The 12,458-nt window shown below is 73.2% G+C and carries 7 protein-coding genes and 1 pseudogene; 3 read left to right on the forward strand and 5 right to left on the reverse strand.

Annotated elements, in window-relative coordinates; genetic code table 11:
* Positions 1-3: 3 nt before the first annotated feature.
* Positions 4-936, reverse strand: coding sequence for a hypothetical protein (locus ASD33_RS05405; protein ID WP_056554178.1), 933 nt, complete (start codon positions 934-936; stop codon positions 4-6).
* Between the two features lie 69 nt (positions 937-1,005).
* On the opposite strand from ASD33_RS05405, the pseudogene ASD33_RS05410 reads away from it, so the two are divergent.
* Positions 1,006-1,557 (forward strand): annotated as a pseudogene (locus ASD33_RS05410) (TetR/AcrR family transcriptional regulator); the annotation flags it as partial.
* A 182-nt stretch (positions 1,558-1,739) separates the two neighbouring features.
* On the forward strand, positions 1,740-3,062 hold the full coding sequence (locus ASD33_RS05415) for an SGNH/GDSL hydrolase family protein (protein ID WP_056554182.1): 1,323 nt from the start codon (positions 1,740-1,742) through the stop codon (positions 3,060-3,062).
* Between the two features lie 50 nt (positions 3,063-3,112).
* Here the strand turns inward: ASD33_RS05415 and mfd are convergent, their stop codons facing one another.
* From mfd to ASD33_RS05430, 3 genes are all read right to left on the reverse strand, one after another.
* Positions 3,113-6,643 (reverse strand): transcription-repair coupling factor, encoded by a 3,531-nt coding sequence (mfd, locus tag ASD33_RS05420; RefSeq protein WP_056554185.1) that lies wholly within the window; start codon positions 6,641-6,643, stop codon positions 3,113-3,115.
* 179 nt (positions 6,644-6,822) lie between these two features.
* Entirely contained in the window at positions 6,823-9,396 is a 2,574-nt protein-coding gene (locus ASD33_RS05425) for an FtsX-like permease family protein (RefSeq protein ID WP_056554189.1), read from the reverse strand.
* Positions 9,393-10,181, reverse strand: a complete 789-nt coding sequence (locus tag ASD33_RS05430; RefSeq protein ID WP_056554192.1) for an ABC transporter ATP-binding protein — start codon at positions 10,179-10,181, stop codon at positions 9,393-9,395. Before ASD33_RS05430 ends, ASD33_RS05425 begins: the two co-directional genes overlap by 4 nt.
* A gap of 281 nt (positions 10,182-10,462) precedes the next feature.
* Between ASD33_RS05430 and ASD33_RS05435 the strand changes: the two genes are divergently transcribed.
* The gene (locus tag ASD33_RS05435; RefSeq protein ID WP_242426956.1) at positions 10,463-12,031 is read left to right on the forward strand and encodes an MFS transporter; all 1,569 of its coding nucleotides are present in this window, start codon (positions 10,463-10,465) and stop codon (positions 12,029-12,031) included.
* Between the two features lie 3 nt (positions 12,032-12,034).
* Here ASD33_RS05435 and ASD33_RS05440 read toward each other — a convergent pair whose 3' ends face one another.
* Positions 12,035-12,409, reverse strand: coding sequence for a VOC family protein (locus ASD33_RS05440; RefSeq protein WP_056554195.1), 375 nt, complete (start codon positions 12,407-12,409; stop codon positions 12,035-12,037).
* Between the last annotated feature and the right edge of the window lie 49 nt (positions 12,410-12,458).

Genomic DNA, 12,458 nt, shown 5'->3' on the forward strand with positions numbered 1-12,458 from the left:
GCCTCACACCTTGCCGATCCCGAGGGTGTTCTCGGAGGGCAGCAGACCCGAGCCGATCGCGGCCAGCCAGGGGCCGCCGAGCAGGTCGGCGAGCCGGGCGGCGCCGTCGGAACCGAGGGCGTCCCAGGGGGCGGCGGCCAGTTCGTCCGTACGCCGCTCGACCTCGGCGCGCAGGGCGCGGCCCTCCTCGGTGGCGGCCCCCGACGCGTCCAGGAGCCCACGGGCGGTCAGCCGCGCGCGGGCGCCGGACCAGTCGGCGGCGCTCCAGCCCCGGCTCTCGAAGACGGGCTCGGGCGCGGCGCCGATCGCCGCGAACGAGACGAGCGCCTCGACCGGGTCGAGCCCGGCGGCCAGCAGGGCGACGAGGTGCCCGTCGCCCCGGTGCTCACGGAGCACCGTCGCGGCCTGCCAGAGGACGAGGTGCGGGGCCTCTGGCCAGGGCAGCTCGGCGTTGGCCGCGGCGAGCGGACGCCCCGCGGCGCCGCCGGTCCCGGCCGCCTCGCTCACCCCCGCCACCCCCACGGCCTCCGCCGCGCGCCGTGCGAGACCCGCCGCCTCGGCGAGGCCGGGGCCCGTCACGGCCTCCTCGCCGAGGACCGTTCGGTAGGTGCGGTCCACGGCCCGGAGGCGGGCGGCGAGCACCTCGGCCGGAGCGGCGGTCTCCCAGGCGGCGGGGACGTACCGGGCGACCATGCCGGGGCTGAAGCTGTAGAAGGCGGAGGCCACCCGGACCGGGCCCGCCGCACCGAGCGGCGCGGCGCGCCAGGCGAAGTAGGAGGGCCAGCGTTCGGCGGTGTCGTAGCCGAGCGCGGCGGCCTCGTCGAAGGCCTCGGGGGCGTAGTAGAGCAGGGCGTGCAGCGGTTCGAGCAGGTGCCACATCTGGCGTACGCGTCCGGATTCCACGGCGTTCTCCCTCACGATCGGCCCGCCCAGCATCTTGTCACTGACAAGATTGCGCTCCGCCCGCCAACTTGTCAATGACTAGATCAGGGCTAGGCTGCTGCCATGACGAGCCGGAGCACCTACCACCACGGCGACCTGCGGCGGGCCGTCCTCGACGCCGCCCTCGACGTCATCGCCGCCGAAGGACCGGGGGCGCTGAGCCTCCGCGACCTCGCCCGCCGCGCCGGCGTCTCCCACGCCGCGCCCGCCCACCACTTCAAGGACCGCACCGGACTCCTCACAGCCGTCGCCGCCGAGGGGTACCGGCTCCTCGCCGAGGCCCTCGCCGGCGTCCCCGAGCTGCGCGAACGCGGCGTGCGGTACGTGCGCTTCGCGACCGGGCACCCGGCCCACTTCCAGGTCATGTTCCAGCCGGAGCTGCTGCGCGCCGACGACCCCGACCTGGCCGCCGCGAAGGAGGCCGCCTCCGTCGAACTCCGTACGGGCGTCGCCGAGCTGCACCACTCCCCCGACCCCCGTACGGCCGGCATCGCCGCCTGGTCCCTCGCCCACGGCTTCGCGACGCTGCTCCTGGGCCACAACCTGGACGAACCGCTCGGGGGCCGGGAACCGGGCGAGATGTTCCGCTCGCTGACGGGCCTGATGTTCGGGCCGGAGCCGGGCGGCGCGGAGCCCGTGGACACGCAGCCGGGCGGCGCGGAGCCCGCAGACGCGGAGCCCGGCGGCACGGAGCCCGCGGCCCCGAAGCCCGGCGACGCGGAGCCCGTCGCCCCGGAAGCCGTCGACGCGGAGCCCGTAGCCCCGGAAGCCCTCTCACGTACGGAGCGGCGCAGCGCATGAGCAGCCACCCGCACCACCCTCCCCGCTCACACCACCCCCTCCGCGTCCTCCTCCCCCTCCTCGCCCTCGCCGCCGCGACCACCCTCACCGCCTGCGGCACCGATGCCGGGGCCCACGCGCGCGGGGCGCCCGCCGACGGCTCCTGGCGCGGCGCCTGGGCCGCCTCGCCGCAGCCCCCGGGCCCCGGCAACTGGTCCCAGCAGGGCTTCACGGACCACACCCTGCGCCAGACCGTCCGGGTCACCGCCGGCGGGACGCGGCTCCGTATCGAGCTGAGCAACCGTTACGGCACGACCCCGCTGCACCTCACCGGTGCCACCGTCGCCCGCGCGACGGCCCCCACTCCCACAGGCACGGCAGGCCCCGGCTCCGTCGAGCCCGGCTCCGTCGAGCCCGGCTCCGTCCGCCGGCTGACCTTCGGTCCCGGCGGGGACACCGCGGCCACCGTCCCACGGGGCGGCACCGTCCTCAGCGAGGCCGCCGACCTCCCCGTCGCGCCCTTCGCGCGGGTGACGGTCACCCTTCACCTGGCCGGGCCCACCGGCCCCGCCACCTCCCACCTACTCGCCACCGCCACCAGCCACCGCGCGAAGGGCGACCGCCTCGCCGACACGGACGGCTCGGCGTTCACCGAGCACGGCACGTCCTGGTACTACCTCTCCGGGATCGAGGTCTCGGGCGGCGCCCGTGCGGAACGCCCGGGCGCCGTCGTCACCTTCGGCGACTCCCTCACCGACGGGGCCGGCGCCACCACGGACGCCGACAACCGCTACCCCGACGAACTCGCCGAGCGCCTCGCCGCCGCCGGCCGCCCCCGCGCCGTCCTCAACCACGGCATCGGCGGCAACAGGGTCGTCCGCGACGGCGGCGTCTTCGGCGAACAGGCCCTCGACCGCTTCGCGCCGGACGTCCTCGCCGAGCGCGGCGTCAGCACCGTCCTCGTCCTCGAAGGCATCAACGACCTCGGCGGCCGGCGCCACGCCGACGTCACCGTCGACGAGCTGATCGAGGGCCACCGCACGCTCATCCGCGAGGCCCGCGCCCGGGGCCTGAAGGTCGTCGGCGCCACCCTCACCCCCGTGAAGGGCTCCGTCTACGACACCCCGGCCACCGAGGCCGAACGGGACGCCTTCAACCACTGGATCCGCACGGCGGAGGGCGCCGACGCCTACGACGCGTACGTCGACTTCGACCGCGCCCTCGCGGACCCGGCCGACCCGGACCGGATGCTCCCGGCGTACGACTCGGGCGACCACCTCCACCCGAGCGACGCGGGCTACCGCGCCATGGCCGAGGCGATCGACCTCGACCGCCTCTGACCACGCCGCACGGCCTCACGACCCGACGGCCACCGGCCGGCGGTTCCGCCTCACGACCCCAGGATCGTCGTCAGGAACTCGCCCGTCCACGCCAGCAGTTCGCGTCCCACCACCGGCTTCCCGCCGATCTTGCCCGAGGTCGGGCGCGGCACCAGGATCTGGTGGACCGCCGGCTTGATGACCGTGCGCGGGTACAGCCGCTTCAGGCGCAGCTCCTGCGACTCCCTCAACTCCACAGGGGCGAAGCGGATGTTGGGACCCTGGAGGACGATCTCGCCGACGCCGCACGCGCGGGCCAGCATCCGCAGGCCCGCCACCAGGAGCAGGTTCTCGACGGGCTCGGGCAGCTTGCCGTAACGGTCGGTGAGTTCCTCGCGTACGGCCCTGATGTCCTCCTCCGAGTTGGCCGAGGCGATCGAGCGGTAGGCCTGGAGCCGCAGCCGCTCGCCCGGCGCGTAGTCGTGCGGCATGTGGGCGTCGACCGGCAGCTCGATCTTCACCTCCAGCGGCGCCTCCTCCTCCGCGCCGCCCTCCATCTGCGCCCGGTAGTCCGCGACCGCCTCGCCGACCATCCGCACGTACAGGTCGAAGCCGACGCCCGCGATGTGACCGGACTGCTCGCCGCCGAGCAGGTTGCCCGCGCCGCGGATCTCCAGGTCCTTCATGGCCACGTACATGCCGGCGCCCATCTCGGTGTGCTGGGCGATCGTCGCGAGCCGCTCGTGCGCGGTCTCCGTCAGCGGCTTCTCCGGCGGGTACAGGAAGTACGCGTACCCCCGCTCGCGGCCGCGGCCGACACGGCCGCGCAGCTGGTGGAGCTGCGAGAGGCCGAAGTTGTCGCCGCGCTCGACGATCAGGGTGTTCGCGTTGGAGATGTCGATGCCGGACTCGACGATCGTCGTCGAGACGAGCACGTCGAACTTCTTCTCCCAGAAGTCGACGACGACCTGTTCGAGGGCGCTCTCGCTCATCTGGCCGTGCGCCGTCGCGATCCGCGCCTCGGGGACGATCTCGCGGAGCCGCGCCGCCGCCCGGTCGATCGAGTCGACCCGGTTGTGGATGTAGAAGACCTGGCCCTCGCGCAGGAGTTCGCGCCGGATCGCGGCGCCGATCTGCTTCTCCTCGTACGGTCCGACGAAGGTGAGGACCGGGTGCCGCTCCTCCGGCGGGGTGGTGATCGTCGACATCTCGCGGATGCCGGTGACGGCCATTTCGAGCGTACGGGGGATGGGGGTGGCCGACATGGTCAGCACGTCGACGTTGGCGCGGAGCTTCTTCAGCTGCTCCTTGTGCTCGACGCCGAAGCGCTGCTCCTCGTCGACGACGACCAGGCCCAGGTCCTTGAACTTCGTCTCCGAGGAGAACAGCCGGTGGGTGCCGATGACGACGTCGACGGAGCCCTCGCGCAGCCCCTCCAGGGTCGCCTTCGACTCGGTGTCCGTCTGGAAGCGGGACAGGGCCCGCACCTTCACCGGGAACTGCGAGTACCGCTCGCTGAACGTGCCGAAGTGCTGCTGCACCAGCAGGGTCGTGGGCACGAGGACCGCGACCTGCTTGCCGTCCTGGACCGCCTTGAAGGCCGCCCGCACGGCGATCTCCGTCTTGCCGTAACCGACGTCGCCGCAGATCAGACGGTCCATGGGGACCGTCTTCTCCATGTCCTCCTTGACCTCCGCGATCGTCGACAGCTGGTCGGGGGTCTCCGCGTACGGGAAGGCGTCCTCCAGCTCCCGCTGCCACGGGGTGTCGGAGCCGAAGGCGTGGCCGGGGGCCGCCATCCGCGCCGAGTACAGCTTGATCAGGTCCGCCGCGATCTCCTTGACGGCCTTCTTCGCGCGCGCCTTCGTCTTCGTCCAGTCCGCGCCGCCGAGCCGGTGCAGGGTCGGCGCCTCGCCGCCCACGTACTTGGTGACCTGCTCCAGCTGGTCGGTCGGGATGTACAGCCGGTCGCCGGGCTGGCCGCGCTTCGCGGGGGCGTACTCGACGAGGAGGTACTCGCGGGTCGCGCCCTGCACGGTCCGCTGGACCATCTCCACGTACCGGCCGACGCCGTGCTGCTCGTGCACGATGTAGTCGCCGACCTCCAGGGTCAGCGGGTCGATCGTCTTGCGGCGCTTGGCCGGCATCCGCTGGCCGTCCTTGCCGGCCGCCTTCTGGCCGGACAGGTCGGTCTCGGTGAGCACGGCCAGCTTGAGCGCGTGGTCGACGAAGCCGTAGTCGATGGAGCCGGTCGACACGTGGACGACGGACGGCGAGATCTCCGCCAGGTCCGCGTCGAGTCGGGCGGCGATGCCCTCGCCGCCGAGGACCTCGACCGTACGGGAGGCGGGGCCGTGCGCCTCCGTCACGTAGACGGTGCGCCAGCCGTCGGCCAGCCAGCCCTTGGTGTCGGCGAGCGCGCGGGCGGTGTCGCCGCGGTACGACTCGGGGGCGTGCATGCCGAGGGTCAGGGTGTCCCCCGACACGATCTCGTCGGCCGCGAACGGCGACACCGACCACCAGGCGATGTCCAGTTCGCGGGCCCGGTCGCGGACGTCCGCGATCCCCCACAGGGAGGCCGCGCCGACGTCGATCGGGGCCTCGCCGCCGCCCGCCGTGGCCGCCCAGGACGCCTGCAGGAACTCCTGGCTGGTGGCGACGAGGTCGGCGGCGCGGGTCCTGACCCGCTCGGGGTCGCAGACCACCGCCATCGCGCCCTCGGGCAGCACGTCGAGCAGCAGCTCCATGTCGTCGACGAGGACCGGCGCGAGGGATTCCATGCCCTCGACGGCGATCCCCTCGGCGATCTTGTTGAGGAGTTCGCCCAGCTCCGGGTGGGCCTCGGCGAGCGCCGCCGCCCGTTCCCGCACCTCGGGCGTCAGCAGCAGCTCACGGCAGGGCGGCGCCCACAGGCCGTGCTCGGCGACCTCCAGGGACCGCTGGTCGGCGACCTTGAAGTAGCGGATCTCCTCGATGTCGTCGCCCCAGAACTCGATCCGGAGCGGATGCTCCTCGGTCGGCGGGAAGACGTCCAGGATGCCGCCGCGGACGGCGAACTCGCCGCGCTTCTCCACCAGCTCCACGCGCGCGTACGCGGCGGCGGCGAGCCCTTCCACGATCTCGTTCAGGTCGGCCGTCTGCCCGCTCCTGAGAGCCACCGGCTCCAGGTCGCCCAGGCCCTTGACCTGCGGCTGGAGTACGGAGCGGATGGGCGCCACGACCACGCTGACGGGGCCGGCGGCCGGGTCGTCGTCGCGCGGGTGGGCGAGCCGGCGCAGGACGGCGAGCCGGCGGCCGACGGTGTCGGAGCGGGGCGAGAGCCGCTCGTGCGGCAGGGTCTCCCAGGAGGGGTACTCGACGACCCGGTCCGGGTCGAGCAGGGACCGCAGCGCGGCGGCCAGGTCCTCGGCCTCCCGCCCGGTCGCGGTCACCGCGAGCACCGGCCGCCCCGAGTCCCGGGCGAGCGCGGCGACGGCGAAGGGCCGTGCCGCCGCCGGCCCGACCAGGTCGACGTGCGGGCGGTTCCCGTCGGCGGCGGCCTTGACCGCCTCGGCGAGGGCCGCGTCCTTGACGACGACATCGAGCAGACCGTGCAGGCTCATGGAGCTTCCATCCCGGGTTCGGACGACGGGGGCGGGCAACGCGAACAGCCCGACACGTCGAACGGGCCGGGGAGTCCAGCGTACGACGCACCGTGGACACCCGCTCCCGAAGCGCGACCGCACCCCCCGTGCGGCGCACAGGGGGTGCGGGTCGCGGATAGCGGCCTCCGTCAGAACGGCTAGTCGCTCGCGATGGCGTTCAGGATGTTCATCCGGCCCGCCCGGAACGCCGGGACCAGGGCGGCGAAGAGGCCCACGAAGGCCGAGCCGACGAAGACCGTCAGGATCGTCGACCAGGGGATCTCCAGGACGCCGAGGCCTTCGAGCGCGAGCAGCTTCTGCGCGGACGTGCCCCAGCCCATGCCCAGGCCGAGGCCGAGCAGCGCACCGAAGAGGGCGATGACCACCGACTCCAGGCGGATCATGCGGCGCAGCTGGCGGCGGGAGAGGCCGATGGCCCGCATGAGGCCGATCTCGCGGGTCCGCTCGACCACCGAGAGCGCCAGGGTGTTCACGACGCCGAGGACGGCGACGACGATCGCGAGGGCGAGGAGCCCGTACACGATGTTGAGCAGCTGGCCGACCTGGTCCTGGAGCTGCTTCTTGTAGTCGGCCTGGTTGCTGACCTTGTACTGCGGGTACGGCGCGAGCGCGTCCTTGAGGGCCTGGTAGGCCTGGGTCTCCTGGCCGTCCTTCGCGCTGGCGAGGATCAGCAGGCTCTGCGGCATCCGCTCGGCGGGGACGTGCTCGGCGAGGGTGGAGACGTTGATGTACATCGCCCCCTTGTCGACCTGGCCGGTGTCCGCGGTGATCGCCGCGACCTTCAGCTTCGCCTTGTCGCCGCCCTTGAAGGCGATCGTCAGCACGTCGCCGACCTTGACCGCGTGCGCGGTGGCGTAGTCGCTGCCGACGGACATGGCGCCCTTGCCGTACGCGTCGGTGAGGGTGCCGGCCGTGGTCTCGCGGCGCAGGTCCTTCACGTACGACGGTTCGGTGGCGGCCAGGTCGGCGGTGGTGGTCCTCCCGCGCGGGTCGGTGACGGTGGCGTCGACCCACCGGTACTCGGTGACGTGGTCCAGGCCCGGCGCCTTGTCCAGCGCGGCGGCGGCCTGCGGGACGATCGGCTGCCCGGTGCCGGACTGCACGATGAAGTCGGCGCCGACGGACCGGTCCAGTTCGTCGGTGGCCGAGGCGACCATCGAGGAGCCGACCACGGACAGGCCGGCGACGAGCGCGAGGCCGATCATCAGGGCGGCGGCGGTGGCGCCGGTGCGGCGCGGGTTGCGGAGCGCGTTCCGCTCGGCCATCCGGCCGACCGGGCCGAAGATCCGCAGGACGACGACGCCCAGGGCGCGGACGACACCGCCCGCGAGGAGCGGGCCGACGACGACGAAGCCGAGCAGGGAGAGGACGACGCCGAGACCGAGCCAGAGGGAGCCGGGGCCGGCCTCGTCGGCGCGGGTCGCGGCGAACAGCGCGGCCGCTCCGGCGGCCGTGAGGACCAGGCCGATCGCGCCCCGCACCCGGCCCGCCCGGCCGTCGGCGGGGGTGCCCGCGTCGCGGAGGGCGGCCATCGGGGAGATCTTCCCGGCGCGGCGGGCCGGGATGTACGCGGCGAGGACGGTGACGACGATGCCGAGGGCGAGGCCGACGGTCGGGGTCGTCCACCTGACGGTGAGGTCGCGGGTGGAGAGTTCCATGCCGGCCGCGGACATGAGCTTCATGAGGCCGACGGCGAGTCCGACGCCCGCGCCGACGCCGGCGACCGAGCCGAAGAGGCCGAGGAGCAGGGCTTCGACGAGGACGGAACGGTTCACCTGCTTGCGGCTGGAGCCGATCGCCCGCATGAGGCCGATCTCGCGGGTGCGCTGGGCGACCAGCATGGAGAAGGTGTTGACGATGAGGAAGATGCCGACGAGGAAGGCGACGAAGGCGAAGCCGAGCATCGCGTACTTCATGACGTCGAGGAATCCGGCGACGTCCTCGCGGCCGGCGTCGGCGGCCTCGGCGGCGGTCTGCAGCTTGTAGCCGCCGCCGATCGCGGCGGCGATGTCGCGCTTCAGGACGTCGTCGCCGACACCGGGCTCGGCGTCGGCCGTGATCTGGGTGAACAGGCCTTCCTTTCCGAGGAGTTCGCGCTGCGCGGTGGCGGTGTCGAAGTAGACGACGGTGGCGCCCGGGTTGGTGACCTTGAACTCGACGATGCCGGAGATCTTCGCGGTGAAGTCACCGGTGACGGAGATCGTGCGCAGCGTGTCGCCGAGCTTCAGGCCGTGCTTCTCGGCGGTGGCGCCGTCGACGACGACCTCGGTGGGGCCGCGCGGCTCGTGGCCGGAGGCGATGTCCACCGAACGCAGCTCGTTGGGGCTCCAGTTGGCGGCGATGGTCGGGGCGCCGCTGGTGGGTCCGACGTTCTCGCTCCTGGCGTCGACGACGGTGACGCTGGTCGACACGACCGCGCCCTGCGCGGCCTGGACGCCGTCGACCTTCCGGACCTGCTCGACGAGCGAGGCGGGGAAGGTCTCGGGGCGGCCGGTCTGCGGGGTCTCGTCGTCGGTGGCGGCGCCCTTCGGGCTGACGGTGACGTCGGACGCCGTCGACGCGAAGAGCTTGTCGAACGTCGTGTTCATCGTGTCGGTGAAGACCAGGGTCCCACTGACGAAGGCGACGGAGAGGAGGACGGCGACGGCGGAGAGCGCCATCCGGCCCTTGTGCGCGAAGAAGTTGCGCAGCGAGGTCTTCAGGACGCTCATGAGGTCCGCCCGCGCGCGTCGAAGTCCTTCATCCGGTCGAGGACGGCGTCGGCGGTGGGCCGCAGCATCTCGTCCACGATCCGCCCGTCGGCGAGGTAGAGGACGCGGTCCGCGTAGGAGGCGGCGACCGGGTCGTGGGTGACCATGACGATCGTCTGGCCCAGCTCGTCCACGGACGTACGGAGGAAGCCGAGGACCTCGGCGCCGGCCCGGGAGTCGAGGTTTCCGGTCGGCTCGTCACCGAAGATGATCTCGGGCCGGGCGGCGAGCGCGCGGGCCACGGCGACGCGCTGCTGCTGACCGCCGGAGAGCTCGTTCGGCCGGTGCTTCAGCCGCTCGGAGAGGCCGACGGTGTCGACGACCCTGCGCAGCCACTCGGCGTCCGGCTTCCGCCCCGCGATGTCCATCGGGAGCGTGATGTTCTCGATCGCGCTCAGCGTGGGCAGCAGGTTGAACGCCTGGAAGATGAAGCCGATCCGGTCCCGGCGCAGCTGCGTCAGCTTCTTGTCCTTGAGGCCGGTGATCTCGGTCTCGTCGAGGAAGATCTCCCCGCTGGTGACGGTGTCGAGCCCGGCGAGGCAGTGCATCAGGGTCGACTTGCCGGAGCCCGAGGGCCCCATGATCGCGGTGAACCGACCGCGGTCGATGTCGACGTCGACGGAGTCCAGCGCGACGACCCGGGTCTCCCCGGAGCCGTACGCCTTGACGACCTGACGGGCCCGCGCGGCGACGGCCGTGCTCTCTCCAGTACCCCCGTGCCTGGGGATGGTCACAGCCGTGGTCACGGTTCTCTCCTAGTGATGGCGTGCAGCAGGTGGCTTTGTAAGTTCAAGTTAAGAAGCCGGTACGGCACTTCACCTCCTCCGACGGGACGAACGACCCCTGGCCCGTATGGGGGAGATGCCCCTAGGGGTTCCTCCCCCGGGGGTCGAGTGGGACCCTGACCCCGCACATTTAGGTGTACGAAGAAAGGAACGCCGCGGTGACGGAGCCGTACGTGAAGGGGGTCGCGACGGCGGGCCGCGACGCCCCGCCCGCCCGCCGCGGACCCGTAGTGGCCGCCCTGATGCTCGGCATGGGGCTCGCCGCCATCGACGGCACGATCGTCTCCACCGCCGTCCCCCAGATCGTCGGTGACCTCGGCGGACTCTCCGTCTTCTCCTGGCTGTTCTCCGGCTATCTGCTCGCCGTGACCGTGACCCTCCCCGTGTACGGGAAGCTCAGCGACACCTGCGGCCGCAAGCCGGTCCTCATCACCGGCGTCGTCCTCTTCCTCATCGGCTCCCTGCTCTGCGCGGGCGCCTGGAACATGGCCTCGCTCATCGCCTTCCGCGTCGTCCAGGGCCTCGGGGGCGGTGCGCTCCAGGGCACGATCCAGACGATCGCCGCCGACCTGTACCCGCTGAAGGAACGCCCCAAGATCCAGGCGAAGCTCTCCTCCGTGTGGGCCGCGTCCTCGGTGGCCGGCCCGGCCGCCGGCGGTCTCCTCGCGGGGTACGCCGACTGGCGCTGGATCTTCCTGATCAACCTGCCGGTCGGGCTCGTCGCCCTGTGGCTGATCGTCCGCAACCTGGTGGAGCCACCGCGCCCGGCCACGGACGGAACCGACGGCGCGCACGCGCGCGTGGCGGGGGCCGGCCGCTCACGCGCGCACGTGCCGGGGGCCGGCCGGCCGCACGCCGCCGCACGCGCGCGCGTGGCCCGGACCGGGGCCCCACGCGCGCGCGTACGCGTCGACTGGCCCGGCGCCCTCGCCGTCTTCGCCACCGGAGCCCTGCTGCTCACCGCGCTCGTCCAGGGCGGGGTCGCCTGGCCCTGGCTCTCCGCGCCGTCGCTCGGCCTGTTCGCCGGAGCCGCCGCCCTCGGCGCCGTCACCGTCGTCGTCGAACGGCGCGCCGCCGAACCGATCATCCCCGGCTGGGTCTGGTGCCGCCGCACGATAGCCGCGGTGAACCTCGCCCTCGGCGCCCTCGGCCTGCTCATGGTCGCCCCGACCGTGTTCCTGCCGACGTACGCCCAGTCCGTGCTGGGACTCGGGCCGATCGCCGCCGGGTTCGTGCTCTCGGTGATGACCCTGAGCTGGCCCATCACCGCCGCGTTCTCCAACCGGGTCTACAGCCGGATCGGCTTCCGCCTCACCGCCGTCCTCGGCATCTCGATCGCGCTGCTCCTGCTGCTCGCGTTCCCGTTCCTGCCGTTCCCCGGGGAACCCTGGCAGCCCGCCCTCCTCATGCTGCTCCTCGGCGGAGCCCTGGGATTCTTCCAACTGCCGCTGATCGTCGGGGTCCAGTCCACCGTCCCCTACGGGGAGCGGGGCACGACCACCGCGTCGGTGCTCTTCTGCCGCCAGGTCGGCCAGAGCATAGGCGCGGCCGTCTTCGGCGCCGTCGCCAACGGCGTCCTCGCCTCCCGCCTCGGCGACAGCGGCGACCTGGACACCCTGGCCCGCGCCCTCGACGACCCGGGCTCCCTCACCGCCACGGCCATCGACCAGCTGCGGCGCGCGGTCGACGCGGCCGTCGACCACGTCTTCGTCGGCGCGGCGGGCGCGGCCGCCCTCGCCCTCCTGGTCCTGCTGACCCTCGCACCCCGCCGCTTCCCGGTCCTCAAGGAGGCGGCGGGGGACGAGGACTGACCCCTACGCGGCTCCGCGCGGGATCGTCAGGCAGAAGGGGTGGCCCGCCGGGTCCAGGACGACCCGCCACAGGTCCGGGCGGGGCTGGCCGTCCGGGACGGTCGCGCCCCACTCCACGAGGCGGGCCGCGGCCTCGTCCAGGTCGTCGACGACGAAGTCGAGGTGCAGCTGCTGCGGGACCTCCTGCCCCGGCCAGGACGGGGGACGGTAGCCGTCGACGCGCTGGAATCCGAGGAACAGGCCGTCCGCTCCCCGCAGTCCGGCGAACTCGCCGTCGGACCCCTCGGCCGTCGGGAGCCCGGTCGCCCGCCGGTAGAAGTCGGCGAGGGCCATGGGGTCGGCGCAGTCGAGGGTGACCGCCTTCAGCTTCATGATCATGGTGGGGAGCCTAGGTCGTGTCGGGAAAGTGGCGCCGTCTGCCCCACGG

It is taken from the genome of Streptomyces sp. Root1304, assembly GCF_001426405.1.
Classification (GTDB): domain Bacteria; phylum Actinomycetota; class Actinomycetes; order Streptomycetales; family Streptomycetaceae; genus Streptomyces.